27 protein-coding genes are annotated in these 25,910 nt (G+C 71.1%); 11 read left to right on the top strand and 16 right to left on the bottom strand.

Going from position 1 to position 25,910, the window contains the following annotated elements:
• The first annotated feature begins 3 nt into the window (after positions 1-3).
• The 4 genes from ABZV93_RS16505 to ABZV93_RS16490 all read left to right on the top strand — a co-directional run bounded on the left by ABZV93_RS16505 (position 4) and on the right by ABZV93_RS16490 (position 3,573).
• A complete protein-coding gene (locus tag ABZV93_RS16505; RefSeq protein ID WP_354936190.1) occupies positions 4-477 on the top strand; it encodes an NfeD family protein in 474 nt (157 codons plus the stop codon).
• Complete coding sequence (locus tag ABZV93_RS16500) at positions 465-1,622, top strand: SPFH domain-containing protein (RefSeq protein WP_354936187.1); 1,158 nt, start codon at positions 465-467, stop codon at positions 1,620-1,622. The genes ABZV93_RS16505 and ABZV93_RS16500 overlap by 13 nt, the downstream gene beginning before the upstream one ends.
• A complete protein-coding gene (locus ABZV93_RS16495) occupies positions 1,619-2,380 on the top strand; it encodes a sulfite exporter TauE/SafE family protein (protein ID WP_354936184.1) in 762 nt (253 codons plus the stop codon). Before ABZV93_RS16500 ends, ABZV93_RS16495 begins: the two co-directional genes overlap by 4 nt.
• 146 nt (positions 2,381-2,526) lie before the next feature.
• Positions 2,527-3,573, top strand: a complete 1,047-nt coding sequence (locus tag ABZV93_RS16490; RefSeq protein WP_354936181.1) for a M48 family metallopeptidase — start codon at positions 2,527-2,529, stop codon at positions 3,571-3,573.
• 55 nt (positions 3,574-3,628) lie between these two features.
• Here the strand turns inward: ABZV93_RS16490 and ABZV93_RS16485 are convergent, their stop codons facing one another.
• Positions 3,629-4,192 (bottom strand): YbaK/EbsC family protein, encoded by a 564-nt coding sequence (locus ABZV93_RS16485; protein WP_354936179.1) that lies wholly within the window; start codon positions 4,190-4,192, stop codon positions 3,629-3,631.
• Between the two features lie 195 nt (positions 4,193-4,387).
• On the opposite strand from ABZV93_RS16485, the gene ABZV93_RS16480 reads away from it, so the two are divergent.
• Positions 4,388-5,380: a crosslink repair DNA glycosylase YcaQ family protein gene (locus ABZV93_RS16480; protein WP_354936176.1), complete on the top strand. Its 993-nt coding sequence runs from the start codon at positions 4,388-4,390 to the stop codon at positions 5,378-5,380.
• Between the two features lie 281 nt (positions 5,381-5,661).
• A complete protein-coding gene (locus tag ABZV93_RS16475) occupies positions 5,662-6,939 on the top strand; it encodes an MFS transporter (protein WP_354936173.1) in 1,278 nt (425 codons plus the stop codon).
• 25 nt (positions 6,940-6,964) lie between these two features.
• Here ABZV93_RS16475 and ABZV93_RS16470 read toward each other — a convergent pair whose 3' ends face one another.
• From ABZV93_RS16470 to ABZV93_RS16435, 8 genes are all read right to left on the bottom strand, one after another.
• Positions 6,965-7,603: a hypothetical protein gene (locus ABZV93_RS16470; RefSeq protein ID WP_354936170.1), complete on the bottom strand. Its 639-nt coding sequence runs from the start codon at positions 7,601-7,603 to the stop codon at positions 6,965-6,967.
• Between the two features lie 28 nt (positions 7,604-7,631).
• Positions 7,632-8,507, bottom strand: a complete 876-nt coding sequence (locus tag ABZV93_RS16465) for a sugar nucleotide-binding protein (RefSeq protein WP_354936167.1) — start codon at positions 8,505-8,507, stop codon at positions 7,632-7,634.
• Positions 8,504-8,932: a phosphotransferase gene (locus ABZV93_RS16460; RefSeq protein WP_354936164.1), complete on the bottom strand. Its 429-nt coding sequence runs from the start codon at positions 8,930-8,932 to the stop codon at positions 8,504-8,506. Before ABZV93_RS16460 ends, ABZV93_RS16465 begins: the two co-directional genes overlap by 4 nt.
• Positions 8,925-9,431, bottom strand: a complete 507-nt coding sequence (locus ABZV93_RS16455; protein ID WP_354936162.1) for a DinB family protein — start codon at positions 9,429-9,431, stop codon at positions 8,925-8,927. The genes ABZV93_RS16460 and ABZV93_RS16455 overlap by 8 nt, the downstream gene beginning before the upstream one ends.
• 73 nt (positions 9,432-9,504) lie before the next feature.
• Positions 9,505-9,876 (bottom strand): VOC family protein, encoded by a 372-nt coding sequence (locus tag ABZV93_RS16450; RefSeq protein WP_354936160.1) that lies wholly within the window; start codon positions 9,874-9,876, stop codon positions 9,505-9,507.
• Positions 9,873-11,213 carry a pyridoxal-phosphate dependent enzyme gene (locus ABZV93_RS16445; protein WP_354936158.1) on the bottom strand — a complete coding sequence of 447 codons (1,341 nt, stop codon included), beginning with the start codon at positions 11,211-11,213 and terminating at the stop codon, positions 9,873-9,875. Before ABZV93_RS16445 ends, ABZV93_RS16450 begins: the two co-directional genes overlap by 4 nt.
• A 31-nt stretch (positions 11,214-11,244) precedes the next feature.
• Complete coding sequence (locus ABZV93_RS16440) at positions 11,245-11,694, bottom strand: DoxX family protein (protein WP_354936155.1); 450 nt, start codon at positions 11,692-11,694, stop codon at positions 11,245-11,247.
• Between the two features lie 172 nt (positions 11,695-11,866).
• Positions 11,867-12,802 (bottom strand): RNA polymerase sigma-70 factor, encoded by a 936-nt coding sequence (locus ABZV93_RS16435; RefSeq protein ID WP_354936152.1) that lies wholly within the window; start codon positions 12,800-12,802, stop codon positions 11,867-11,869.
• A 212-nt stretch (positions 12,803-13,014) separates the two neighbouring features.
• Between ABZV93_RS16435 and ABZV93_RS16430 the strand changes: the two genes are divergently transcribed.
• Together ABZV93_RS16430 and ABZV93_RS16425 are read left to right on the top strand one after the other, a co-directional pair.
• The gene (locus tag ABZV93_RS16430) at positions 13,015-13,782 is read left to right on the top strand and encodes an SDR family NAD(P)-dependent oxidoreductase (RefSeq protein WP_354936149.1); all 768 of its coding nucleotides are present in this window, start codon (positions 13,015-13,017) and stop codon (positions 13,780-13,782) included.
• A 141-nt stretch (positions 13,783-13,923) separates the two neighbouring features.
• Positions 13,924-14,409 carry a carboxymuconolactone decarboxylase family protein gene (locus ABZV93_RS16425; RefSeq protein WP_354936146.1) on the top strand — a complete coding sequence of 162 codons (486 nt, stop codon included), beginning with the start codon at positions 13,924-13,926 and terminating at the stop codon, positions 14,407-14,409.
• A 265-nt stretch (positions 14,410-14,674) separates the two neighbouring features.
• Here the strand turns inward: ABZV93_RS16425 and ABZV93_RS16420 are convergent, their stop codons facing one another.
• Positions 14,675-15,895 carry a DUF6596 domain-containing protein gene (locus ABZV93_RS16420; RefSeq protein ID WP_354936547.1) on the bottom strand — a complete coding sequence of 407 codons (1,221 nt, stop codon included), beginning with the start codon at positions 15,893-15,895 and terminating at the stop codon, positions 14,675-14,677.
• Between the two features lie 11 nt (positions 15,896-15,906).
• Positions 15,907-16,230: a YciI family protein gene (locus ABZV93_RS16415; protein ID WP_354936144.1), complete on the bottom strand. Its 324-nt coding sequence runs from the start codon at positions 16,228-16,230 to the stop codon at positions 15,907-15,909.
• 1,309 nt (positions 16,231-17,539) lie between these two features.
• Between ABZV93_RS16415 and ABZV93_RS16410 the strand changes: the two genes are divergently transcribed.
• Positions 17,540-18,601, top strand: coding sequence for a tyrosine-type recombinase/integrase (locus ABZV93_RS16410; RefSeq protein WP_354936141.1), 1,062 nt, complete (start codon positions 17,540-17,542; stop codon positions 18,599-18,601).
• A 76-nt stretch (positions 18,602-18,677) separates the two neighbouring features.
• Here ABZV93_RS16410 and ABZV93_RS16405 read toward each other — a convergent pair whose 3' ends face one another.
• The 5 genes from ABZV93_RS16405 to ABZV93_RS16385 all read right to left on the bottom strand — a co-directional run bounded on the left by ABZV93_RS16405 (position 18,678) and on the right by ABZV93_RS16385 (position 22,324).
• Positions 18,678-19,292, bottom strand: a complete 615-nt coding sequence (locus tag ABZV93_RS16405) for a glyoxalase (protein WP_354936138.1) — start codon at positions 19,290-19,292, stop codon at positions 18,678-18,680.
• Between the two features lies 1 nt (position 19,293).
• The gene (locus ABZV93_RS16400; RefSeq protein ID WP_354936135.1) at positions 19,294-19,704 is read right to left on the bottom strand and encodes a VOC family protein; all 411 of its coding nucleotides are present in this window, start codon (positions 19,702-19,704) and stop codon (positions 19,294-19,296) included.
• Between the two features lie 5 nt (positions 19,705-19,709).
• Positions 19,710-20,162, bottom strand: a complete 453-nt coding sequence (locus tag ABZV93_RS16395; RefSeq protein WP_354936132.1) for a helix-turn-helix transcriptional regulator — start codon at positions 20,160-20,162, stop codon at positions 19,710-19,712.
• A 132-nt stretch (positions 20,163-20,294) separates the two neighbouring features.
• The gene (locus tag ABZV93_RS16390; protein ID WP_354936129.1) at positions 20,295-21,665 is read right to left on the bottom strand and encodes a GNAT family N-acetyltransferase; all 1,371 of its coding nucleotides are present in this window, start codon (positions 21,663-21,665) and stop codon (positions 20,295-20,297) included.
• 98 nt (positions 21,666-21,763) lie between these two features.
• On the bottom strand, positions 21,764-22,324 hold the full coding sequence (locus ABZV93_RS16385) for an NUDIX domain-containing protein (RefSeq protein ID WP_354936126.1): 561 nt from the start codon (positions 22,322-22,324) through the stop codon (positions 21,764-21,766).
• A 198-nt stretch (positions 22,325-22,522) separates the two neighbouring features.
• Here ABZV93_RS16385 and ABZV93_RS16380 point away from each other — a divergent pair, with 198 nt between their 5' ends.
• Positions 22,523-23,701: an acetyl-CoA C-acyltransferase gene (locus ABZV93_RS16380; protein ID WP_354936545.1), complete on the top strand. Its 1,179-nt coding sequence runs from the start codon at positions 22,523-22,525 to the stop codon at positions 23,699-23,701.
• A gap of 213 nt (positions 23,702-23,914) precedes the next feature.
• Entirely contained in the window at positions 23,915-25,906 is a 1,992-nt protein-coding gene (locus ABZV93_RS16375; RefSeq protein WP_354936123.1) for an ABC transporter ATP-binding protein, read from the top strand.
• Positions 25,907-25,910: the final 4 nt, after the last annotated feature.

The following is a 25,910-nucleotide window of genomic DNA, read 5'->3' as shown; positions in this document are numbered from 1 at the left end:
AACATGGGCAATCTGCTCGCCTGGATCAGCGAACACCTGTGGTTGGCCTGGGCGATCCTCGCGGTGGCGCTGGCCGCCGTCGAGCTGCTCACGCTCGACCTGGTGTTCCTGATGGTGGCCGCGGGAGCGGCTGCCGGGGCTCTCGCGGCCCTGGTCGGCGGCGGACCGGTCATCTCGATCGTGGTCGCGATCGTGGTCGCGATGGGAATGCTCGCGGCGGTACGCCCGGTCGCCCTCCGGCACCTGAAGGAGGCTCCGACGATCCGCACGGGTATATCCGCGCTGGTGGGCAAGACGGGTGTGGTCGTCGAAGAAGTCAATCCCCATGGTGGGAGAGTCAGAATCGGGGGAGAGGTCTGGACTGCGCGTCCCTACGACGAGCATTCGAGGATCGAACCCGGCAAGTCCGTCGACGTTCTCTCGATCGAGGGCGTCACCGCGTACGTCCATGAATCGGAGCAGCCGTGGGACCTTTGATCTTCGTTCTCGTATTAGCGATTCTCGTCGTCACCGTTCTGGCCAGGTCGGTCCGGATCGTCCCGCAGGCGCGGGCCGGCATCGTCGAGCGCCTGGGCCGGTTCGCCCGAACCCTGGGCCCCGGCCTGTCGATCATCGTGCCGTTCGTCGACAAGGTGCGCTACACCATCGACCTGCGGGAGCAGGTGGTGTCGTTCCCGCCGCAGCCTGTGATCACCGAGGACAACCTCGTCGTCTCCATCGACACGGTGATCTACTTCCAGGTGACCGACCCGGTGGCCGCGACCTACGAGATCGCCAACTACATCCAGGCGATCGAGCAGCTCACCATGACCACCCTGCGCAACATCGTCGGTGGCATGGACCTCGAGCGCACCCTGACCAGCCGCGAGCAGATCAACACCGAGTTGCGCGGCGTCCTTGACGAGGCCACCGGCAAGTGGGGCGTCCGGGTCAACCGCGTGGAGCTGAAGGGCATCGACCCGCCGCCCTCCATCCAGGACTCGATGGAGAAGCAGATGCGCGCCGACCGCGACAAGCGGGCCGCGGTTCTCACCGCGGAGGGCACGCGCCAGTCGGCGATCCTCACCGCCGAAGGTGAGAAGCAGAGCGCGATCCTCACCGCCGAAGGTGAGAAGCAGTCGCAGATCCTGCGGGCACAGGCCCAGCGGGAGTCGCAGATCCTGCGGGCACAGGGTGAGGCGCAGGCCATCGAGACCGTCTTCAACGCGATCCACGACGGTGAGCCCGACCAGCGCCTACTGTCCTACCAATACCTCCAGATGCTGCCGAAGATCGCCCAGGGCGACGCCAACAAGCTGTGGATCGTCCCGAGCGAGATCGGCAAGGCGCTGGAGGGCATCGGCTCGATGGTCGGCCAGTTCACCGAGGACAGCGAGCCGAGCCCGCGGCCGGCCGACCGCACCCGCCGGCGCACACCCAAGCCCCACGCGGTGGAAGCCGCCCAGGCCGAGGAGGCCACCGACACCGCCCTGCAGGACGCGGAGTCGGAGGTGCAGGCGGCGATCGCCGCCGCCGAGGACGCCGCCAAGGGCGGCCTGGGCGGGCGGCGGAACGAGACCGAGGCCAACGGGGATTCGGCGGGACCGGCGCAGCCGGCCGCGCAGGAGCCCCGGCCGGAGTGAGTGAACTCGGATACCTCGCCGTCTTCCTCGCGGGGGCTGCGGCCGGCACGATCAACGCCATCGTGGGGTCGGGAACGCTGATCACGTTCCCGACCCTGATCGCGTTCGGGATCCCACCGGTCACCGCCAACGTCTCCAACACGATCGGGCTCGCCCCAGGGTCGGCCGCGGCCGCCTGGGGCTACCGCGCCGAGCTTCGCGGGCAACGCACCCGGCTGGTCCGGCTGGGTTCGATGTCGGTGCTCGGCGCCATCACCGGTGCGATCCTGCTGCTCACGCTGCCGTCGAGCGCGTTCGACATGATCGTGCCGGTCCTGGTCGGCCTCGGGGTCGCGCTGGTGATCCTCCAGCCGTGGCTGTCGCGCCGGCTCGCCGACCGCCGTAAGGAGCCCGTACGCCGCCACCACGGCGGCTGGCTGCTGATGGTGCTGGTCTACCTGACCGGCGTCTACGGCGGCTACTTCGGCGCCGCCCAGGGCGTGATCCTGATGGCCATCCTCGGGATCGGGCTGGACGAGGCGCTGCAGCGCGCGAACGCCGCCAAGAACGTCCTCGCCGGCCTCGCCAACGCCGTCGCGGCCGTCGTCTTCATCATGGTCGCGCACGTGGCCTGGATTCCCGCCGTCCTGATCGCGGTCGGTTCGGTCGTCGGCGGCCTGGTCGGCGCCCGGGTGGGGCGCAGGCTGTCCCCGCTGCTGCTGCGGGGCGTGATCGTCACCGTCGGCGTGATCGCGATCATCATGTTGCTCCGGCGGTAGTGCGGCCGGAGCAGCTTCGAGCCGAGCCCAGCACGACCGGGCCGACTGGGCCGACCGACCCCCGACCCGCCGTCCTCGTTGCCTTCCGGGACGCACCCGAACCCGATAGCGTTCGGGACGAGTGTCCAGCGAATGGGGGAGCGGTCATGACGGACATCGAGGACCGGCCGGCCCGGTCACGGCTCACGCTCACCGGCGTCAGCTCCCGTGCATGGGAGCACCCCGCCGACCGCGGCGCCCTGGTCGCGGTCCGCCAGCTCAGGGGCTTCGACGTCGTGCTCCGCAAGCTGTCCGGGCTGATCAACGAGCGTGCGCTCCGGCTGATCTTCCTCGGCTCGGCGGTGCGCGCGGGGGACCGGCAGTTCCCCAAGGTGCACCGGTTGTACGCCGAGGCCGCCGCCACGCTCGACGTGCGGGAGCTGCCGGAGCTGTACGTCATGACCGGGCCGATGCCCAACGCCATGTGCATCGGGCTGGACAAACCGTTCATCGTCGTCAACAGCGGGTTGATCGACCTGCTGGACGAGGAGGAGCTGCGGTTCGTCCTCGGTCACGAGCTCGGTCACGCCCAGAGCGGGCATGCGCTCTACCAGTCGGTGCTGGTGTTCCTGATCCGGCTCAGCGGCGCGATCGCCTGGGTGCCGCTCGGCGTCCTCGGGCTGCGGGCGATCATCGCGGCCCTGATGGAGTGGTCGCGCAAGGCGGAGTTGTCAGGTGACCGGGCGGGCCTGCTGGCCTGCCAGGACCCGGCCGCCGCGCTGCGCACCCACATGAAGCTCGCCTCCGGCGGGCACCTGGAAGACGTCGACGCGACCGCGTTCCTCGCCCAGGCGGCGGAGTACGACGCCAGTGGCGACCTGCGCGACAGCGTTCTGAAGCTGCTGCTGCTGGAGGCCCGCAGCCACCCGTTCCTCGCCGTCCGCGCGGCCGAGCTGCGGCACTGGGTGGACCACGGCGACTACCGGCGCATCCTCGACGGCAACTACCCCCGGCGCGAGGACGACGCCAACGCCAAGATGAGCGAGGAGGCCCGGCGGGCGGCCGACTCCTACCGCGAGGCCTTCGCCCGGTCGCAGGACCCGCTGGCGAAGATCTTCGCCGACCTGGGCGGCGCGGTCGACGGCGTACGCGACAAGGTGAACGGCTGGTTCGGCAACCGGTCCGGCTCCGGCTCAGGTTCCAGCCCCAGCTGACCGTCGTCGGCCCGCGGCTCCTCGGCCGAGACGTCGGCGTCGGCGTCGGGCAAGCTCAGGTTGGCAACCCGAGGTCGTCCAGCACCTCCGCACCGCGGAGGTCGGTGAGCGCCCGCCCGGGCACCAGCAGCTTCGACCGGCGCAGGCCGCTGCCCACGATGACGCCCGCCGACTCGGCCACCCGCCGGTCCACGAGCACCGGCCAGTCGGCGGGCAGGCCGAACGCCGTGATTCCGCCGTACTCCATGCCGGTGCGGGCCACCGCGTCGTCCATGGGCGCGAACGACGCCTTGCGGGCGTCCAGCCGGCGCCGTACCACGCCGTTGACGTCCGCCCGGGTGGTGGCGAGGACCATGCAGGCCGCGTAGCGGGTCTCACCCCCGCGCTTCCCGGCGATGATCACGCAGTTGGCGGAGGCGTCCAGCGCGACGTCGTACGCCGCACAGAAAGCGGCCGTGTCGGCGAGTTCGGGATCGATCTCGGCGACCTGGAACTCCCCGGTGCCGATGCCGCGGTGGTCCCACTCGCGGATGGCGGCGGTGACCGGTGGGGCCAGCAGGTCGGTTCGGTCGAGCGCGGGCACGGCCTTCAGCGTGCCGAACGTGGAGTCGGTGCTCATCGTCCTCATTGTGCCGTCACCGGCCAGGTCAGGTCGCACGGCACCGGCACCGGCTCCGGTCGACCGCCCGGACATCGGGCGGAGGTCCCACGGATCTTGGGCAGGTTCCGTCCCGGCGCACGGACGTGGGGGACCGGAGCTGTCCTGCACGGGTCGTACGGTCAGGGCCATGAGCAGGCGAACGGACCACGACTCGTGACGGCTGTCCTCCGGATCACCCGCGCCCGGGCGGTCGCCCACCGGCTGCGGGCACACCAGCTGGTCGACCGGCTGCCCGCCGGCAGCTACGTCGAGGCCGCGCGGCACGGACTGCAGGACTCGGCCCCGCGAGCGGCGCTGGTGGCCCTGCACGCCCGGGTCGAGTCCTGCGAGCCCCATGCGTGGGAGGCCGACGGCCTGCTGCAGACCTACAGCCCGCGGCTGGCCGTGCACGTCCTGCCGGCCGCGGACTTCGGCGTGTTCACCGTCGGGCGGCTGCCCGACGATCCGGTCGTCAGGCGGGAGGTCGACGACGCCGCGGAGGAGGTGTGCCGGATGCTGGCGGGCGGTCCGGTCCGCGCCACCGGGCTTTCGCGGGACCAGGGCCAGCTGGTGCGGGTGGGCGCGGCCAGTGGCCGGATCGCCGTGCGGTGGGACACCACGTCGCTCACCGTCCGGGAGGTCGAGGCGCCCGACGTCGACCCGGCCGCGGCCCGGGCCGAGCTCGCCCGCAGGCACGTGCACGCGTTCGGGCCGACGACGCCGCGGACGTTCGCGTGGTGGGCGGGGATGCATCCACGAGGTGCCCGGCAGGTGTGGGAGCAACTGGCGGGCGAACTGCTGCCGGTCGACTTCGAGGGGCAGCAGGCCTGGATCCTGGCCGGCGACGAACAGTCGGTACGCCACGCCGGTGAGGTACGCGGGGTGCGGCTGCTGCCGACGGAGGACCTGGGCCTGCTCGGCGCGGACCGGGCAGGACTGTACGTAGGCCCGTCCGCGCGCCGCAGGACCACGTCGTACGACTGGTACCACCCCAACGGCGTGCTGGTCGACGGTGAACTCGCCGGTCAGTGGGGCCGGCGCGGAGGCCGGGTGGAGATCGGTCTGGACCGCGCGATCCCCGCATCGGTGCGGGACGCGGTGGCCGCCGAGGCCCTGACCATGCCGATCCCGAACGCCTCCATGAGCGTCGAGTTCCTCGACCGGTAGGGATGAGGGCCGTGGCGGTTGTTCTGCTGGCCGGTGGAAGGTTCAGCATCCCTGGCGGACCTGAGCGCCGTCGGCAAGTGCGTCGGCGACCCGGTTCACACCGGCCCGCACAGCGAGCAATCTCTTCAGATCTGCTCCCTGGCACAGCACATTCACCCGCTCGCCGGCATGCCGAGCAACAAAGGTCATCCACCTTCGCGCGTGGGTATACCGACCGGTATGGCTAACCAGCTGCTAGCCTCACTCGGATAAACCGATCGGTTTAGTCGAAAGGGAGCGGCATGCGCCAGTCACTGACCACGGCCGGGCCGGAGCCGAGGACAGCAGAGCCCCAACGGCGCCGGGCCGGCACGGGGAGGACCGGAGACGCTGTCGGACTGGCGGCGGCCGGCATGTCGCTGATCGCCGTCTGCTACGGGTTGGCCCGGTTCGCCTACGGCCTGTTCGTGCCGGCCTTCCGGGCGGAGTTCCACCTCGGCGCCGCCACCGCCGGCGCGGTGGCGGCCGGCAGCTACGCCGGCTACTGCGTGGCCATCGTCGTGGCCACGCTCGCCACCTCGCGGTGGGGCGCGCGCCCCGTCGCGGTGGCAGCCGGAGCGTGCGCCACTGCCGGTACGGCGGTCATCGCGTCCGCACCCGGGACCGTCGTACTCGCCCTCGGCGTCGTGCTCGCCGGGTCGAGCACCGGGCTCGCCTCGCCTCCGATGGCCGAGGCCGTCGCCCGGTCCGCGCCGTCGAGACTGGAACCCCGGATGCAGGCAGTGGTCAACGCGGGCACCGGTCTCGGGGTGCTCGTGTCCGGACCGGTCGCGTTGCTGTTCGCCGGGAGCTGGCGCTGGGCCTGGGCGGCGTTCTCCGCCCTCGCGTTCGCGATCACGCTGTGCGTGTGGTTCACGGTGCCGCGACGTGTCCGCCACACAGACAGGCCGGCAGGGCCGGCAGCGCAGGACGGGCCGGTGGCGTCGGCCGGCGACTCACCGGAGGGGCAGGGACGTGGGGCACTCCGCGCCGGGACCCGCATCCCTCCGGGCGGCTGGCGCCTGCTCGCCGCCGCGTTCTCGATGGGGCTGGCCAGCGCGGTGACCTGGACGTTCGGCCGCGACCTCGTCACCGCGGCCGGCAACAGTGCTCTCACCGGCGTGACCATGTGGATCGCCCTGGGTGCCGCGGGGCTCCTCGGCGCGTTCGCCGGTGACCTCACCACCCGGATCGGGCCGGCGCGCTGCTGGACCGGCGGGATGCTGCTGCTGGGCGCGTCCACGGCCGCACTCGCGCTGGCCGCCGGCAGCGCTGTCGTCGCCGTCGCGGTCGGTGCCGCCTTCGGCGCGCTCTACATCGGGCTCACCGGGTTGCTGCTGATCTGGGGTACGCGGATCCTGCCCCGGAGGCCCGTGGTCGGCGTCGGTGCGGCGTTCTTGTTCCTCGCCTTCGGTCAGGCGGTCGGCGCACCCGTTCTCGGCGCCGTGTCCGATGCGGTCACGCTGCCCGGCGCCTTCCTGGTCACCGCGGCTGTGGCGGTTCTCGGTGCCGTGATCCGGCCGCGGCCTCTCCAGGGCTAGGACAGACCCTGGGCAGGTCCTCCACTCAGGGAGTGTTCTCCGCCGGCGCGGCGTACCACCGCCACCGGTCGAGTTTCGCCTTGTCCGGCAGGGAAATCCGCCCCGTCGCCCACAGTGTCGCTGCCCACGGGTCGGCTCCCTGGTCGACGTCGGGGAACAACCTGGTCAGGATGCGGGCACACAGGTCCGGGTCGGGCTGCCAGCCAAGCCCGAGCCCGGCGGTCACGTCGTACATGTGCACGAGCACCTCGAGGATGCCCATCGCCGCGAAACCCTCCGGGTCGGCCAGTCCGAAGACGTGGTGGGCCCGCACCGTCGACGGCACGGTCTTCACCATCGCCGACAGGAATGCACCGCTGGCCTCCAGCACCTGCACCAGACCGGCGTTGCCTGCCTCCGGGTCGGCGAAGATCGTGTTCGCCGGTCCGCCCGGGCGCCGCCGCTCACACCCGAACGGAACGTGCGTGTCGCGCGGGGGCCGGCGCGGTCCGAGCTGAGCGGCGTAGGCGAACAGATCGTCCGCGGTGTGCTCGATCGTCTCCCAGCAGGTCCACTCCAGGTCACCGGCCGGCACGTGCCAGTCCTGGCCCTCGGCCTGGGCAAGGGTGTCGGCCGCGTCGGCCACCACGGTCTCCACGTCGGCCGCACCGATGCTCGTTCCCACGTTCGTCGTCAACCTCTTCCTGCAGCAGTCAGTCGGCCTTCGGTGTGTTCGGTGTGTTCGGTGATTCGGGTGACGCGGGAGAGGCGGCGAGGAACTCCCGGGCGCCACGCAGCCGGGTGCGAAGCAGACCCTGGGTACGCCGGCAGTCCAGCCGGACGTCGAGCGGCCCGGGCACCGGCAGGTCGGCCCGCAAACCGGTGGGCAGCCGCGAGGGGTCCAGCCCGTCGCGCGCGGCCACCAGACGTCCCAGCTCGTGACGGCTGATCGCATCGGGACCGGCGACGTGGGCCACTCCGGCGTGGCCGGATTCCGAGAGCTCGAGCAGGGCGGCCGCGAGGTCGCCCACGTGCACCGGGCACCGCACGTCGTCGGTGAACAACACGCCCTCCTGGGCACCGGCCGCGACGGCGTGCACGAACGTCTCGTGTCCTGAGGTCCCGTCGCCGAGGATCAGCGAGGTCCGCACCACCAGGGCGCCGGGGTCGATCGCGGCAACCGCAGTCTCCGCCGCCGCCTTCGCGGCGCCGTACGGGTTCAGCGGGTCGGGCATGGCGTCCTCGGCATATGAGTCCGCGGCTCCGGAGAACACCGCGTCGCTGGACACCTGCACCAGCCGCGCGCCGATCCGGACCGACGCCACGGCCACGTGCGCCGCGCCGTCGGCGTTGGTGCGCCAGTCGGTCTTCGCGTACGCGGCGTTCACCACCACGTCCGGCCGCACGTGGGAGATCAGCGCCGAGACGTCGTCACGACGGCGGATGTCCAGTGCCTGCCACCCGACGGCGGGGGAGGAGGCCGGCCGGCTGGCGTACGTCGCGAACACCACGTGGCCCGCGTCCACCCACCGGCGGACGAGCTCGGCTCCCAGGTAGCCGGAGCCGCCGACGACCAGAACCCGGCTCACGTCCACTCCTCGGTCAGCCGGACGATGCGTTCGGGATGGCCCAGCTCCACCTGGTCGCAGACGTTCTCCGCCCGCAGCGCGACGACCGCGGCGCGTACGTCCACCGGGCGGCCCGTCCGGCGCTGGTAGGCCTCCGCGAGCCGGTGCAGAAGGTCCGGCGAGCCGTCGGCGAAGTACCGCAGGTCGGCGGTCGCCCGGCCATGCGCCACGCAGGAGAAGTCCCACACACCGGTGAGTACGCCGACCGGCGCGTCGAGCACGAAGTTGCCGGCGTGGAAGTCGTTGTGCAGCAGAACGTCGGGACCGGGAACACCACCGTGCTCCCAGGCCTGCGCGTACTCCTCGATCAGCGCTTCCACCGGCTGCCAGCTGTGCTCGGCCGCCGGGATCGTCGCGGTAGCAGGGACACCGGCGGGGTCAGACACCGACGGTGCCGTCGATTCCCTCGCGGAGGAGGTCGGCGTGGCCGCTGTGCCGGGCGTACTCGTGGATCATGTGCAGCATCACCAGGCGCAACGACACGTCCTCGCCCCAGCGTGGGACGTGCACCACGAGGTCGAGGGATTCGGCGGCCGCCTCGATGCGACGGGAGTGCTCGACTTCGGCCTGCCAGGCCGTGAACGCCTCCGACCTGGTGGAGCCGGTGGCGTCGTAGGCCACCTGGAAGTCGCCTTCGTCGGACCAGACCAGCGGCACGTCCTCGCCGTCGATCACCCGGCGGAACCACGCCCGCTCCACCTCGGCCATGTGCCGCACCAGCCCCAGCAGGGACAGCGTGGACGGTGGCATCGACTGGCTGCGCAGGTCCTCGTCGGACAGCCCGTCGCACTTCATCGCGATCGTGCCGCGGTGGAAGTCGAGGAAGGCACGGAGCATCTCCCGCTCGCCGGCGATCGAGGGCGGGTCAGGTCGTTCGGTCGTCACCGGCGCATCCTCCCCTTCGCCGGTCCGCGGCCGCAACCCGGGTACACGCGCGGGGGCGTACGGGAAGCCCCGGTCACTCCCCGAGCCACAGACAGAACGGATGCCCGTCCGGGTCCAGGCACACGCGTACGTCGTCCTGGGGCTGGTGCTCGGCGAAGGTCGCACCGCACTCGGCGGCATGCGCCGCCGCACCCGCCAGGTCGTCGACCCTGATCTCCAGGTGCATCATCATCTGCTGCTCGGTGGGTGTGGACGGCCACACCGGGCGGACGTAGGCGCGGTCGTACTCGAACGACAGCGCGACGCCACCGGCCGGGTTGTCCAGCTTGACCCAGTGCGGCTCCTCGGCGGTGATCTTCCAGCCCAGCAGCCGTTCGTAGAAGCGGGCCAGGGCGGGCGGGTCCGGTGTGGCGAGGTTGACGGTGGTCAGGGTCAGTTCCGTCATCGCGGCCTCCCTTGTCCAGGCGCCGCCCGGTGGGCGATGCCGGCGTGGCGCAGCCGACGGTACACCTCGGGCCACTCCGCGCCGGCCCGCTCGACGGTCCGTTCGTGGGACCCTTCGTGAGTCCGCTCGACGGTCCGCGACTTACCGCCGACGGCGCGGTCCTTGAACCCGCTGGAGGTGGACACGCACACCACCGGCCCGTCCGGGTCCGGCAGGTCCCCACCGGCCCGGCCGGCCCGAAACCCGGCCAGGCCCGCGGCGGCGGACAGCTCGGCCCACAGGCCGGCCCGTGCCAGCTCGGCCCGCGCCGCTGTCAACCGCGCGTTGTCGACCAGGATCGCCTCGCCGCCGCTCTCGCGCACCGCCACCACACCGCGGTAACCGCCGACCGGACAGGCGATCCCGTACGCGTCCGTCGGCCCCACGTCGACATTGGCGGCCGGAACGCCGTCCCGCAACGCCTTCGCCAGCGGTCCGCCCGCCGCCGGCTCGCACGCGTACATCACCGGAACGCGGTCGGTGACCCCGAGCCGGCGCAACTCGGCGAACCCCTTCCACACCCCGAACAGCAGTTCGCCGTACCCGGTGGGCACGAACACCGCTGCCGGTACGCCGAGGTCGGCGTGGATCTCGTACGCGATCGTCTTGTAGCCCTCGGGTCCGAACGCGTGCCCGGTGTGTGTCGACGTCAGGTTGCTCACCGGGTGCAGGCCGAACTCGTCCACCACGCGGCGCACCAGCGGCCACCGAGCGGCCACCGGCACCGGCAGCACCTCCGCGCCGTAGGCATGCAGGAACGCGTCCACGGCCGGCGGGAGGTCCTCCCCGGTGAACACCACGCACCGCAGCCCGGCCCGGGCCGCGTACGCCGCCGCCGACGCGCCGTGGTTGCCGGTGGAGGCGACGACCACACCCGGTGCGCCGATCCGGGCCGCGGCACTGACCGCGACCCGGTTGTACCGGTCCTTGTGGCTCCACGTCGGATTGCGCGACTCGTCCTTCACCCACACGCCGGGCTCGAGCTCCAGCAACGGTGTGCCGCCCTCGCCGAGGCCGGGCGCCTCCAGCGGGGGCAGGAGCGGTGCCCACCGATCCAGACCGGCGGACCGGGGCGGCCCGGACGGCGTGGCATCGGGGGAGAAGAGGGCCCGCGGCACCCGCTCGTAGGCGTAGTCCACCTCGACCGGATACGAGATCTGCTCGGTGCTCGTCCGCCGGCACCCGGCGGTCAGCGGCGGCCAGAGCGGGTAGGCGACGTCCCGGTCGCCCAGTGAGCGCTGGCAGGTCGCCAGGCTCGCCGCCTGAGGTGTCGGGTGAGCAGGTTCCGTCACGTCCACGCCGCCCGAGCGTACGCGGACGAGCCGAACCTCAGCGCCGGGCGAGCGTGTTCCACAGCTTCGTCGTACTCCGGCGCCGTCCCCACGCGATGACCGCGGACAGGACGAGCAGCGCCAGCGGCATCACGACACTGCCACCGACGACCGCGACGGTCACGATCAACGCGCCGACCATCAGTCCCACGAACGCCAGCCCGGCCAGGCCCGCAAGCCGCGGCACGAAGAGGGCAACCGCACCGAGGATCTCCAGGACTGCGATGAGATAACGGAACCAGTCGCCGAACCCGATCTCGTCGAACGTCGCCACGACCATCGGGTCCCCGCCGAACTTCCCCAGAGCGGCGAAGACGAACGCCAGTGCGGTGACGGCCTGGACCACCCACAAGCCGACGTTGGTGGCCCGGCGGGTCGAGGTACGCGGTGCGGTGTCGGTTCCGGCGGCGCCGGTTCTGTTCCCACGCGAGGACAGCGATTCGGACATCGGGTGTGGCCCTTCTGTGCGGGTCGTGGAGCGTGTCATGGCAGCCATTCCACGGCAGACGGCACAGCGACCGGCAGGGCTGGGAGTCGGCTCGGCGTACGACGAAAGAAGCGACCGCGAGGCCCGCGACCAACTTTCGTAGGGCCGCGGGCCTCGCGCGGACCGAGCACGTTCAGCGGCTCATCGCGGTCTCCTGCTGGATGCGCGACAGCTTCTCCGGGTTGCGCACGTAGTAGAACGCGGTCACCAGGCCGTCCTCGACACGTACGGAAAGAACGCCGTCGATCTCGCCGTCCAGCCGGGTGAGCAGCGCCGGGCCGCCGTTGATCTGCACCAGCTCGGCCGACATCCGGGCGCCGAACTTGCGCATCCCGCCCACGAACAGCCGGGCCACCTTGTCCGCCCCGACGACCGGCCGCGGCACGGCCTGCTTGATCCCGCCGCCGTCGCCCATCGCGACGACGTTCGGTGCCAGCTGGTCCAGCAGGCTCTGCAGGTCGCCGGTCTCGACCGCGAGCTTGAACGCCTCCAGCGCACGGCGGGCCTGCGCGGCGGACACGGACTCGCGGGGGCGGCGGGCGGCGACGTGTGCCCGCGCCCGGTGGGCGATCTGCCGGACGGCGACCGGAGTCTTGTCCACGGCCTCGGCGATCTGGTCGTACTCCACGTCGAACACCTCGCGCAGCACGAACACCGCCCGCTCGGTCGGCGTGAGGGTCTCCAGCACCAGCAGCATCGCCGTCGACACGCTCTCGGCCAGCTCGATGTCCTCGGCGACGTCCGGGGTGGTCATCAGCGGCTCGGGCAGCCAGGAGCCGACGTAGGACTCCTTGCGCCGGCCGAGAGTACGCAGGTGGTTCAGCGCCTGCCGGGTGGCGATCCGGACAAGGTACGCCCGCGGCTCCCGCACGATGTCGGGGTCGACGCCCACCCAGCGCAGCCAGGTCTCCTGCAGGACGTCCTCGGCGTCGGCCGCCGAGCCGAGCATCTCGTAGGCGATGGTGAAGAGCAGGTTCCGGTGCGCGACGAAGGCGTCGGTGAGGCGAGCAGTCCGCCTGTCGTCGTCATGCCCTGGCGGCTGCGACGAGTCCGTCGTTTGCTCACTCATGGCCGGTTCCTCCACCTCTTCGCTGTCGACCGCGGCGCACACCCACACGATGCCGGTTCCCGCCCTCCTGTGACACCCATGGCGAGTGGCGTACGTCACAATCCCCCGCCCCTCGCGGCGAACCGGGATCGGCGGAGGAACCCCTGTCACATACAGGCCGGTCGCGGTGCCTTGGGGAAGACATTCTCTTCTCGAAGGACAGGCACTCGGTTATGAACGAGCACAGCACCCAGCAGAAGGTGGCACTTGTCACCGGGGCGAACAAAGGGATCGGCCGCGCGACCGCCGAGCAACTCGCCGCACTGGGCATGACGGTTCTGATCGGCACCAGGAACCGGCAGCGTGGGGAGGAGGCCGCCGCGGCGTTGCGGCGGGCGGGCGGCGACGCGTACGCGGTGACCCTGGACGTCACCGACGCAGCCGGCGTCCGGGAGGCCGCGAAGTGGATCGAGGACCGCTTCGGTCATCTCGACGTCCTGGTCAACAACGCGGGCATCAGCGGCTCGGGGCAGGTCTCGCCAGAGGACGCCGTCGACCAGATCCCGAGCATCGTCGACCTGGAGATGGTCCGCGCGGTGTTCGAGACCAACGTCTTCGGGGTGATCTCGGTGACCAACGCGATGCTTCCGTTGCTGCGGCACTCGCCGGCGCCGCGCATCGTCAACCTCAGCAGCGGTGTCGCGTCCCTGACCATCGCCGGCGATCCGAACGGCCCGCTGGCCGGGTTGCCGGCCTCGGCCGCCTACGCACCGTCGAAGACCGCCCTGAACGCGCTGACAGTGCAGTACGCCAACGAGCTGCGCAAGGACGGCATTCTCGTCAACCTCGCCGACCCCGGCTACGTCGACACCGACATCAACAACCACCAGGGGTACCTCACTCCCGCGCAGGCAGCCGCGGTCGTGGTGCGCCTGACCACGCTCGGAGAGGACGGGCCCACCGGCGGTTTCTTCAACCAGGACGGGCCGTTGCCCTGGTAGCGGCGCCGGACGCGGCTCACCCGGTGACCGTCGTGTCCGGTGGCGTACTCACGCGGCGGCGACGTCACAGGGCTCGGGCCGCCGGCGTCTTGTGGTCGTCCAAGTACGCAGAACCCCACTAACGCGAGGGAGAACGAAGCGATGGAACCCCGGCTCAACCTGTTCGAGAGCGAAATCGGCGCGAAGTTCGCCAAGCGGTTCGCGAACGCCGGCATGGTGGTCATGCAGTCGTCTCTGCCGACGTCCACCCAGGAGCTGGTGTCGCTGCGGGCCAGCCAGATCAACGGCTGCGGCTGGTGCATCGACATGCACACCAAGGAGGCGGCGGCCGCCGGCGAGACCGCGGTCCGGCTCAACCTGGTGGCGGCATGGAGGGAGTCGACGGTGTTCAGCGAGGCCGAACAGGCCGCGCTGGCGTTCGCCGAGGAAGGCACCCGGCTCGCCGACGCCTACCAGGGCGTCTCCGACGAGACCTGGGCACAGGTACGCAAGCACTACGACGACGAGCAGCTCGCCGCGCTGGTCTGCCTGGTCGCCCTGATCAACGCGGCCAACCGGATGGCCGTGATCGTGCACCAGCAGGGCGGCTCGTACGAACCCGGGATGTTCGCCGCCGCCGCCGGCTGACCGGCGGGGAGTCGGCCCGGCCCGGGGTACCCGACCCGAGCCGGGCCGACAACGGTGAAGTCCTGCCGGTGTGCGTTCAGGGGCCGGGAACCATCGAGGTGGTGACGTTCGGAGCCGACCATCCGGGCACAGTGGCCAGTGGCGCACGAGTCTTCTACGAGTCGTTGGGTTTCGTCCCGGCCGAGCCCACCGATCCTGGCCCCCATTTGCCCGATATCCACATTTCCAGTTGGGCCGGCGCAGCTCGATTTTCAGGGTCCGGGCGCTATCCCAGCTGGTCGCGACGCCTTGTCAGGTAGGCGATCTCGGCGGAGTTGCCCGCCAGCCCGATCGCCTTGTCGTACGCAGCACGCGAGTCCTCGCTCCGGCCCAGCCGGCGCAGCAGGTCCGCGCGGGTCGCGTGGTAGGCGTGGTAGCCGGCCAGCCTGTCCTCGAGCCGGTCCACGGCAGCCAGTGCCACCTCCGGACCGTCGAGTTCGGCGACCGCGATCGCCCGGTTGAGCGCGACTACGGGGGAGCGGTCGAGACGTACCAGCTGGTCGTAGAGAGCGACGACCTGGGACCAGTCGGTGTCGCGGGCGTCCCCGGCGTAGGTGTGCACGGCGTTGATCGCCGCGAGGATCTGGTAGCGACCCGGTGCCACCCCGGAGGCCAGGCGCTCGCGGACCAGCCGGTGGCCTTCGGCGATGAGCGCGGTGTTCCACGATCCACGGTCCTGTTCGCCGAGGGAGACCAGTTCACCGCGTGCCGACACGCGGGCTGGACGGCGGGCCTCAGTGAGCAGCATCAGCGCCAGCAGCCCGGTCACCTCACCGTCGTCGGGCATGAGGGCATGGACCAGCCGGGTGAGCCGGATCGCCTCGGCGGTGAGTTCGTGGCGTACGGGATCGGAGCCGGGACCGGTCGCCAGGTAACCCTCGTTGAACACCAGGAACAGCACGGCGAGTACGCCGGACACCCGGGCCGGGAGGTCTTCCGCGGACGGCACGCGGTAGGGGATACGTGCCGCCTTGATCTTGGCCTTCGCACGGGTGATCCGCTGCCCCATGGCGGCCTCCTGCACCAGGAAGGCCCGGGAGATCTCGGGCACCGTCAGCCCGCCGATCATGCGCAGCGTCAGAGCCACGCGGGTCTCCATCGCCAGCGCCGGGTGGCAGCAGGTGAAGACCAGCCGGAGCCGTTCGTCGTCGATCGCACCGAGCGGCCGGCCGTCGTCGGACAACATCGCGGCCTCCCTTTGCTTCTCGTCGCGCTTGTTCTCACGCCGGAGCCGGTCGATGGCCTTGCGGTTGGCGGTGGTGGTCAGCCAGGCGCCGGGATTGGGGGGAACGCCGTCGGTGGGCCAGCGTTCGACGGCAGTCGCGAACGCCTCGGCCGCGGCCTCCTCGGCGACGTCGAGGTCACCGAAACGCCTCGTCAGGGAGGCCACCACCCGCGCCCACTCCTCGCGGTGGGCCCGGGTGATCGCCTCCCGTACGTCGACCACACTTCCCGGACTCACAGGAACGGCCGCACCTCGACCTTCCGGTTGCATGCCCGAGATCCCGCAGCGGCGAGCCTGAGCGCCACGTCGAGGTCCTCGGCCTCCATGATCCAGAAGCCGGCGAGGTACTCCTTGGACTCCAGGAAGGGGCCGTCGGTGAACAGCGTCTCCTCGCCGCGGTTGTCGATGACGGTCGCGGCGCTGGGGGAGGCGAGGCCGCCGGCGAAGACCCAGTGACCGTCGGCGCGGAGCCCGTCGTTGAACTCGTCGATGGCCGCCATCTCGTCGGAGGCGGCGGAGCCGGTCCGGTCGTCGATCACGGAAACGAGGTACTGCATGCCGAATCATCTCCTGCGGTTCAGGGCGCCCGTCGCGAGCGGCCGTTCACTCTCGCTACGAACGCCTCGGCCCCGATCCGACACCGCGTCCCGGAGTACTTTCCAGAACCTTCTCGTACGACCCCGGGGCGTGTCGGTCGTGAGCCGTCCCGCAGCGACGATATCCGGCCGTGGACTCACGGTCCTCCACGCACTCGCCTCGGGAGAACGCCGGCCGACGCGCGCCCGGCGGGGTGCGAATCGGCCCGAGGATCGGAACGAACGCCTGGCTCGCTCCAGCCGGTAGGCCTTCTCCGCCTCGATCAGGTCCGGGGTCAACCGTGGATTGAAAATGGTTCCCTCACCTCAGTGGTCCTGGCGCCTCTGGTGGAAAACGACGCACCTCTGCGACGAACGACCCACGGCGGATTCGACAACGCGTCGTGAGGTTCGGCGGATTCAGGGGTGGTAGCCGGTATGCCTCATCCTGCGGGCGGGGGAGCCCGCCACGCCTGATCGTCGTTGCGCACCGGCGCAGGGGAGAGGTGGGGGCCAGCCGGCCGCGGTCTCCGGGGTCTGTATTACACGACGTGGATGTCCAGGGAGGGGTGGCTCGGCACGGACGTCGCGCCCCTGGCTGTCAAGGCCGGGTTGTCAGCCGGGGGTTGGCCCGTGAAAACCCGGTGCGTCCCGCCCGTGGTGTCGAGTTGGATCGGCGCAGGTCGATCACGCTTTCATTCGGGCGACTACGGCTGGGCTTGGAGGTTCGGCGCGCAGGGGCTGGCCGACACGGTTCGCGTGTGGTGCCGCAACGGGCAGATCGTGGCCGCCGGCATGCTCGACGGCGAGGACGGGTTGATGGGGAAGCGGAGCGGGGCACGCCCATCCGAGAGATTGACATAATGTTCATTATCGGCGTTATACCCGGAGGGCTGGGAACGGCCGAGAGGGGCTGGTCCGACGCGTAGGAACCTGGCCGGAACTCGGCCGGTCCGTCGCAGGTACGACAGAGTTGTCGACACGCGCGATCCGACGAACCGAACATGACCGTCAACCAGCGGACAGCTCGGGATCCGGAGCTTCCGGCGTGTGCCTCGAGCCGGTGCGCCCCGCCGGCGGCCACCCGAGCCTCGGGCCCCGTGGCGCGGCGTCATCCCAGGTCAGCGCGGGTCTCACCCGACAGCGCGCGAGCGGTGCATATGGCCGAAAATCGCCTTCTGAGCAGATCGGCCAAGCCGGTGACGGTGCGTTGGAGCCAGGCGCCGCACCGTCATCCAGGTCACATTCATGTCGTGTAATAGCACTTACACGACATGGTACGTTTTGGCCCATGAGCGAGCCGAAATCGGCGTCGACGGTGACCGTGCACGACGCGGTGCTGGAGTATCTGGAGGTGCTCGAGCGCCGCGTGATGCGTTCCCAGCTCAGCGCCGCCACTCTGCACGCCTACCACCGTGACCTCGACGACTTCACCACTCTCCTGGGCCCCGGCACCGTGCTCGACACGATCGAGGCCGACCAGCTGGAAGCCGCCCTGACGGCCATCGCCAAGGCGCCGGATCGCCGCTACACAAAGGGTCTGAAGATCGCCGAGGACGGCTCCACTCCCCCAGGTCGCGGCCAGCACCTGCTGGCTCGCTGGTTCGCCGCCGTCCGCGGGTTGTTCCGCTGGGCGGCCGACAAGGGCTACGTCCAGGTCGACCCCACCACCAAGGTGGCCGCGCCGCGCACCCCGCGGCGAGCGGTGGGCGCCCGGCTCGGGTTGCGGGTCGACGAGGCGCTGGTGTTGCGAGCTTCGCCGAGCCGGCGTGCCCAGGAAGCTCTGCGTGCCGACCAGAAGCTGTCCATCCGCGACGAGGCGATCCTGCGGCTCCTGGTCGAGTCGGGGCCACGGGTCTCGGAGCTGTGCGGCGCGAACCGTAGCGACATCCGCCTGCACGAGGAGACGCGTACGCCGGTTCTGCACGTACGCGGGAAGGGCGGCAAGAACCGCGACCTGCCGCTGTCACCGGCGACTCATCGAACCATCGAGAGATATCTTTCGCAGGAGCGGCCGCCGCCTCCGAAGCCCACGTCGCTCGACCGCGCGGAACGCATCCGGGTCGAGGACGCGGCTAGCGCGCTGTTCGTGTCCGTACGCGGGAAGCGGTTGTCGCCACGTGACCTGCAGCGGATGGTCGAGCGCTACACCAAGGAATACCTCGGCCGGCGGGCGACACCGCACTCCCTGCGGCACACGGCGCTGACGGTTCTCGCCCGGGCCGGCGTGGACATCGCGACCGTCGCCCAGATCGCCGGGCACTCCAGCCTGGCCACGACGTCTGTCTACATGGACGAATCGATGAGCGCCGCCGCCGAGGCCATCGACAGCTCACCCCTCGCCGCCGACTGAGACCAGGTGCGTCGTCCCTGGCGAACTCCCGCCCGAGATCGGATCGGGCGGGAGTTCGCCAAGGACACGACCGGGGTCAGGCCGAGTCCGGCTCCCAGGCGAAGCCGTCCGGGTCGGTGAACGCTCCGGCGTCGCTGCCGATGACGACGCGGTGCGACCCGGAGCCGTCCGGGTCGACGCCGACGTCCTTGGCGGCGGCCTTGCGCCCGTAGAGCGCGAGCTTGACCGAGGAGGACGAGCCGTCGAACTCGACGTACTTTCTTCCGAAGCTCTTGCTCACTGTCAAACCTTGGTTGACATAGAACTGCCTGCTGGCCTTGACGTCGTCCACACCGAGCAACAGCACGATGTCATCGACGTTCCTGGTCGCCGGGCGGGTGTCCTTCTTCGCCGACGTCGCGACCTTCCAGATGGTGCCGTCCGGTGCCTGGACGACTCCCCCGTACCCCCAGAAGCTCTTCGTGGCGGGCTTCAGCGTCGTGGCGCCGGCATCGACGGCGGTGCCGACCAGGCTGTCGACGGTGCCGGGTTGCGACACCACCAGGGACAGAGCGCACCCGCGGAAGCCGCTCGTCGGCGCGTCGCCGGCCCGCGTACGGATCGCGCCGCCGAGTCCGAAAGCCCTGTCGTAGAAGGCGTTCGCCGCTGCGGGGTCGGGTGCCTCGATGGTGATCGACCTGATGGCGGCCATGTCAGCGGACCTCCTGGATGCGGACCATGTTGCCCGCGGGATCCCGGAAGGCGCAGTCGCGGACGCCGTACGGCTGTTCGGTCGGCTCCTGCACGACCTCGACGTCGCCCGCCTGGACCTGCTCGAACGTGCTGTCGAGGTCCTTGGTGGCCAGCAGGATCCAGCCGTAGGTGCCCTTGGCCATCATCTCGGCGACGGTGCGGCGCTCGTCCTCGGTGATCCCCGGATCGGCGAACGGAGGAGCAAGCAGGATCGAGGTGTCGGGCTGGCCGGGAGGACCGACGGTGATCCAGCGCATCGTGCCTTTTCCGACGTCCTGGCGGACCTCGAAGCCGAGACGGTCGCGGTAGAAGGCCAGGGAGGCCTCCGGGTCCTCGTGCGGGAGGACGCTGGTGTGAATGGTGATGTCCATGCCCGTCACGCTAACTGCGGCTCCACCGGCCGTGCTTCTTGATTCCTGATCGGTCTGGTCACCTGCTTGGCCACACATGCGGGCAGGTGCGCGCTTCCCTGTGCGGCCTGGCGTTTGTAGGTGCTCGGCGGCATTCCGACCAGTTCGGTGAATCGGGTACTGAAGGTCCCCAGCGAGGCGCAGCCGACCGCGAAGCACACCTCGGTGACGCTGAGGTCGCCGCGGCGCAGCAGTGCCATCGCCCGCTCGATCCGCCGGGTCATCAGGTAGCCGTACGGCGACTCGCCGTAGGCCAGCCGGAACTGGCGGCTCAGGTGCCCGGCCGACATGTGCACGCCACGGGCGAGCGTCTCGACGTTCAGCGGCTGGGCGTACTCCCGGTCGATCCGGTCGCGGACGCGGCGCAGCAGGGCCAGGTCACGCAGGCGCTGCTCGGACGGGATGGTGCTGGTGCTCACCGTCGAGATCCTGCCATGCCGGGCCGGGGTGGCCCAGCACGTCGGGCGTGACCGGCCGGTCGGTGCTCGTTCGTCCGCTTTGTCCCGGTTGCCGGGCGGTCCGCCCGCTTCGTCCCGTGCGTCAGGGGGCGATCAGGGCGCGAACAGCCGGGACGGCCGCTTGGGGAACAACGCGTTCACCAGCGGCCCTGCCTCGCCGCCGGTGCCGACGTCGGGATAGGTGGTGCGGAGTTCGTCCAGCGACGCGTGCCCGAACAGCGACCGCAGGAACACCAACTGCGGGAACCCGGCCCGCGGTGTCCGGTCGTGCCGGGCGGCCGGGCCCTGGTCGCGGACGGCGCCGAGCCGGCCGTTGGTGAACGTCAGGCGTACGGCGGTGCGGTAGAAGTCGAGCAGCAGGTCGCCGTCGTAGCCGGCCACGGGCGACTCCGCCAGCCGGCGTTCGAGGACGGGGGCGATCCGGCGGAGCACCGCGGGCAGGTCCGGCACCCGGACGTACCACGCGTAGGGCGGGTCCTGGCGAGGCCCGTGCTCGGCCGGAATCATCGGGTAGAACGGATGGTCGCGGCCGAGTTCGAAAACCAGCCTGGTGATCGGCTCGTGGTCGGGCGTGTTCGGCGGCTTCTGCCCGGCGAGGTCGACGAGGGCACGTACGAGCGACGGCCGAACGCGGGCCAGGTTGGTGCCGGGGATGAATTCCATCAGGGTGACGTGGAAATGCACGCCACTTCCCTGCGCCACCACCAGCCCGCAGAACTCCCCCGCGCCGGACTCGATGACTCGTACCCGGCCATAACCTCGGAGCGCGTCGGGTTCGTCCTCCGCGTCGATGTGGTACGTCCAGGATTTCTCCGTGAGCCGGGAGACCACCAGACTCCCCCGCTGGCCCTGTTCGTAACACGCGACCAGCGCGGGAACGTCTTCCCTGGTTGCCTTTCGCAGCCGGTACGGCTCGGGTTCGCCGGCCTTCGGTTCGGGCAGCAGCGAGACCGGGAACGAAACGCTGCCGCCGAGGTCGACGGCGTACTCGTAGCCGAACTGCCGGTAGAAGTTCGGAATTCCGGTGATCGACTGGACGAGTTTTCCGTCCTGTTCGCACCGGTCGTGAATCGCGCCGAAGAGCGTACGGACGAGCCCTCGCCGTCGGTATTCGGGATCCGCGGCGACGATTTCGGGCCGGCCGACCGGGAGCGGAACGCCGTCGTAGGTCCATTCCTCCTGCTGGTAACACGCACAGGCGACGAGCCGTTTCCGGTCGGCGCCGGTGTCCTCGACCACGACGTAGTCGTGTGGTCCGAGCAGGGGATGGTCGCCGCGCATGTGCCGGCGCACGGTGTCGGCCACCACGATGTTGGGCGGGCCGTCGTCGGTGTCGCGGAACACCGTCCCGGCGAGCTCGACGAGCGCGTCGGTGTCCGCAGGCGTCGACCAGCGCATCACCAGGCCGTCGCCCAGGTCGCGGGTGGAGCCGGTGGGTTCGTCGGTTCGTACGGTCGAAGTCATCGCAGCCGAGACTAGGGCCACGCCTCGGTCTCGGCCACCACTTATCGGTACGGAGCCGTCGGTGCCGAACAGCTGTCCGGCCGCCCCTCCCGGACGCCTCAGACGCCGACGTCGCGCGGTGGGTCGTCCCAGCGGCCGGCGAGGATCTCCGGGAACAGTTCGGGTAGCCGCCGGGGCGCGAACACGGCGGCGTCGGCGGGGCCGGCCTCCAGGTCGCGCCGGCTCCACCACCGGTAGGCCTGGTGGCCGTCACGCATCGACCACGGGTCGCCGATGGCGTGGATGGCCGGGGTGTTCGGCGCGCGGTAGACGAAGAACTGCTCCCGCTGGTCCAGGAGGTCCTCACTGCCGGCATCGCCGTCGCCGCCTGCACCCCGGTCGCCGCCTGCAGCCGCGTTCTCGGCGGCGAGGGGTACGACGTGGCGACGGGTCCACACCGGACCCTGCATGCGGTCGGGATCGACCTGCAGACCGGTCTCCTCCCGCAGTTCGCGGGCAGCCGCCTGCAGCGCCGACTCCCCCGCCTCGAGGCCGCCGCCGGGGCAGAACCAGAACCCGTCCGCGGGACCGCGTGGGGGCTTGGCGTGGAAGAGGAGAAGCCGGTCCAGCGGGTCGACGACCAGCAGGCGCACGGCGGAACGTATGCGGGATCCGGGCACGAGCCGAACGATATAACCGTGATCAACTTCTCCTGCAATCCGATGCCCCCGGCCCGGCTCGACACCGGAGCGCGAACCACGGAGGATGGCCGAAGGACGTGAACCGCCTGTGCACACAGGGATGCGCTGGGCGACGAGCCGACAGGATCCGGTGACGGGATTCGGTGACGCGACGTGCGGGAAGGAGCCGGTGCGGTGATCCACGAGGTGTTCGTCCTCGACGCCGTGCGCACGCCGGTCGGCCGGTACGCCGGCGGGCTGGCCGACGTACGCCCGGACGATCTCGCCGCCCACGTCGTCGGCGAAGTCGTCCGCCGTAATCCTGGGCTGGACTCGGCACGCGTCGACGACGTGGTGTTCGGTGCCGCCAACGGTGCGGGCGAGGACAACCGCAACGTCGCCCGGATGGCCGTGCTGCTGGCTGGGCTGCCGGCCTCGGTGCCGGGCGTCACCGTCAACCGGCTGTGCGGTTCGGGGATGGAGGCGGTGATGGCGGCCGGCCGTACCATCGCCGTCGGTGAGGCGTCCCTGTGCGTGGCCGGCGGGGTGGAGTCGATGAGCCGGGCGCCGTGGGTGCTGCCCAAGCCCGACCGCGGCTTCCCACGTGAGTCGCAGACGCTGCACTCCACGACGCTGGGCTGGCGGATGGTCAACCCGGCGATGCCGCCCGAATGGACCGTCTCGCTCGGTGAGGCCACGGAGTCCCTGGCCGGTGAGTACGGCATCTCGCGGGCGGGCCAGGACGCGTTCGCCGTACGCAGTCACCGGCGGGCCGCCGCCGCGTGGGCGGCCGGGGAGTTCGCCGCCGAGGTGGCACCCGTACCCGGCTGCGACCTGGACCGCGACGAGAGCGTCCGGCCGGACACCACCGTCGAGGCCCTCGCCGCGCTGCGGCCGGCGTTCCGCCCGGACGGGACGATCACGGCGGGCAACTCCTCACCGCTGAACGACGGTGCGGCGGCGCTGCTGCTCGGTGACGAGGACGCGGCGCGCTCGATCGGTGTGGAGCCGCTGGCCCGGGTGGTGTCCCGGGGGGTCGCGGCGGTCGACCCGCGGCGGTTCGGCGTCGGCCCGGTGCCGGCGGCCGAGCAGGCGCTGGCCCGGGCCGGGCTCGGCTGGGCCGACCTGGACGTGGTGGAACTGAACGAGGCGTTCGCCGCCCAGGCGCTGGCCTGCCTGGCGCACTGGCCCGACCTGGACCCCGAGATCGTCAACCCCCGCGGCGGTGCCATCGCCCTCGGCCACCCGCTCGGAGCGTCAGGGGCGCGGATCGTCGCCTCGCTGGCCTGGCAACTGCGCCGTCGCGGCGGCGGACGCGGACTCGCGGCCCTGTGCATCGGGGTCGGCCAGGGCCTGGCCGTCGTGCTCGAGGCCTGACCTCCTCTCCGGTGTGCCGCCCCGTCGTCCGCGGGTGGAGACGGTGGCGACGCCCGGGTCCGCTTCGGCCGGCTTTGGGGGTGGTAGCTGAGAAGGTGCCCGGAATCGACGGGCGCCGCCTTGCCCTCAACCTTGGTTGGGGTCCTAGCGTCGCACGCGATGACACACGTCGTACGACGTGCACGCGCGCCGAGGCGAAGGGACCGAGCGGGCATGGACATGGAGACCACCGCGTGGATGTCGCTCTACCACGCGATGAACGCCGAGGACGAGCGCCGGCCGTTCTCCCGCGCGACCCTGCGGCGGATCGGCGGGTTCGCCGCGCCGCACCGTGCCCAGCTCACGAAGTTCCTCCTGCTCAGTGTGGTGACCGCCGTCCTGACGGTGGCGACGCCGGTGCTGGCCGGGCGGGTGCTGGACGCGATCGTGCAACGCTCGCCGTTGCGGGTCGTGCTCGTCCTCGCCGCGGTGATCGCGGTCATCGCGGTGGCCGAGGCCGGGCTCGGGATCCTCACCCGGCTGCTGTCCGCCCGCATCGGCGAGGGACTGATTCTCGACCTGCGCACGGCCGTGTTCGACCACGTGCAGCGCATGCCGGTGGCGTTCTTCACCCGTACCCGCACCGGCGCCCTGGTGAGCCGGCTCAACAACGACGTGCTCGGCGCCCAGCGCGCCTTCAGCGACACGCTGTCCGGCGTGGTGAGCAACCTCGTCACCCTGGTCCTCACCCTGGCGGTGATGATCGGCCTGTCCTGGCAGGTGACCGTGCTGGCACTGGTGCTGTTGCCGATCTTCGTGGTGCCCGCGCAGCGGATGGGCAACCGGCTTGCCCGGCTGGAGCGCGAGGCGGCCAATCACAACTCCGCGATGAGTACCCAGATGACCGAGCGCTTCTCCGCTCCGGGGGCCACGCTCGTCAAGCTGTTCGGGCGGCCCGCGCACGAGTCCGCGGAGTTCGCGGTGCGTGCCCGGCGGGTGCGCGACATCGGGGTGCGCAGCGCGATGGTGCAGTGGGTGTTCATCGCCGCGCTCACACTGGTCTCGGCGCTGGCACTGGCGCTGGTCTACGGCCTCGGCGGCTACTACGCCCTGGCCGGCTCACTGGACCCCGGCGACGTGGTGGCGCTGGCGCTGCTGCTCACCCGGCTGTACGCGCCGCTGACCGCGCTGGCCAGCGCCCGGGTGGAGGTGATGAGTGCGCTGGTCAGCTTCGAGCGGGTCTTCGAGGTGCTCGACCTGGCGCCGCTGATCGACCAGTCGCCGGATGCCGTCGGCGTGCCGGACGGGCCGGTGTCGGTGGAGTTCGAGCACGTCCGGTTTGCGTACCCCGCCGCCGACAAGGTGTCGCTGGCGTCACTGGAGGAGGTCGCGAAGCTGGACGCGCGTGGTGGCGAGGAGGTCCTGCACGACGTGTCGTTCCGGGTCGAACCGGGCGCCATGGTGGCGCTGGTCGGCTCCTCGGGTGCGGGGAAGTCGACGATCGCGTCGCTGATCCCCCGGCTGTACGACGTGGACGAGGGCGCCGTGCGGCTGTCCGGTGTCGACGTACGCGACCTGACGTTCGACTCACTGCGCGACACGATCGGGATGGTCACCCAGGACGGCCACCTCTTCCACGAGTCGCTGCGGTCCAACCTCCTGCTGGCCCGCCCGGAGGCGAGCGACGACGAGCTGTGGGAGGCGCTGCGCCGGGCCCGGCTGGACGACCTGGTGGCAGGGCTGCCGGAAGGTCTGGAGACGGTGGTCGGCGAGCGGGGGTACCGGCTGTCCGGTGGTGAACGCCAGCGGCTGACCATCGCCCGGCTGCTGCTCGCCCAGCCGCGGGTGGTGATCCTCGACGAGGCGACCGCGCACCTGGACTCCACCTCCGAGGCGGCCGTGCAGGCTGCGCTCGGTGAGGCGCTGGCCGACCGGACCGCCGTGGTCATCGCGCACCGCCTGTCCACGATCAGGGCCGCCGACCTGATCCTGGTGCTCGAGGCCGGCCACGTGGTCGAACGCGGCACCCACCACGAGTTGCTCGCCCGCGGCGGCCGCTACGCCGAGCTGCACCGTACGCAGTTCGCCACCGAGAGCGAGAGCTCCGAGGTGGAGGCCGCCATCCCCGAGGATCGCGGCGTCTCCACAGTCGACTCCGTCGGTGGCCCGGTGGTGGTCTCTCCGGAGCCGTCAGCGGCGGCGAATGTCGCGGCCCCGGCCGGGTAATGTC

This window comes from Actinopolymorpha sp. NPDC004070, from assembly GCF_040610475.1.
In the GTDB taxonomy this organism is placed as follows: Bacteria; Actinomycetota; Actinomycetes; order Propionibacteriales; family Actinopolymorphaceae; genus Actinopolymorpha.
Note: the sequence above shows the minus strand (reverse complement) of the source record. Positions and strands in the feature narration are given on the sequence as shown.

Coding starts and splice junctions, on each gene's coding strand:
- ABZV93_RS16485 (WP_354936179.1), bottom strand. CDS start 4,192: ATGAGCACCGACTCCACGTTCGGCACGCTGAAGGCCGTGCCCGCGCTC.
- ABZV93_RS16430 (WP_354936149.1), top strand. CDS start 13,015: ATGAACGAGCACAGCACCCAGCAGAAGGTGGCACTTGTCACCGGGGCG.
- ABZV93_RS16400 (WP_354936135.1), bottom strand. CDS start 19,704: ATGGACATCACCATTCACACCAGCGTCCTCCCGCACGAGGACCCGGAG.
- ABZV93_RS16425 (WP_354936146.1), top strand. CDS start 13,924: ATGGAACCCCGGCTCAACCTGTTCGAGAGCGAAATCGGCGCGAAGTTC.
- ABZV93_RS16475 (WP_354936173.1), top strand. CDS start 5,662: ATGCGCCAGTCACTGACCACGGCCGGGCCGGAGCCGAGGACAGCAGAG.
- ABZV93_RS16435 (WP_354936152.1), bottom strand. CDS start 12,802: ATGAGTGAGCAAACGACGGACTCGTCGCAGCCGCCAGGGCATGACGAC.
- ABZV93_RS16450 (WP_354936160.1), bottom strand. CDS start 9,876: ATGACGGAACTGACCCTGACCACCGTCAACCTCGCCACACCGGACCCG.
- ABZV93_RS16375 (WP_354936123.1), top strand. CDS start 23,915: ATGGACATGGAGACCACCGCGTGGATGTCGCTCTACCACGCGATGAAC.
- ABZV93_RS16410 (WP_354936141.1), top strand. CDS start 17,540: ATGAGCGAGCCGAAATCGGCGTCGACGGTGACCGTGCACGACGCGGTG.
- ABZV93_RS16390 (WP_354936129.1), bottom strand. CDS start 21,665: ATGACTTCGACCGTACGAACCGACGAACCCACCGGCTCCACCCGCGAC.
- ABZV93_RS16415 (WP_354936144.1), bottom strand. CDS start 16,230: ATGCAGTACCTCGTTTCCGTGATCGACGACCGGACCGGCTCCGCCGCC.
- ABZV93_RS16405 (WP_354936138.1), bottom strand. CDS start 19,292: ATGGCCGCCATCAGGTCGATCACCATCGAGGCACCCGACCCCGCAGCG.
- ABZV93_RS16440 (WP_354936155.1), bottom strand. CDS start 11,694: ATGTCCGAATCGCTGTCCTCGCGTGGGAACAGAACCGGCGCCGCCGGA.
- ABZV93_RS16490 (WP_354936181.1), top strand. CDS start 2,527: ATGACGGACATCGAGGACCGGCCGGCCCGGTCACGGCTCACGCTCACC.
- ABZV93_RS16505 (WP_354936190.1), top strand. CDS start 4: ATGGGCAATCTGCTCGCCTGGATCAGCGAACACCTGTGGTTGGCCTGG.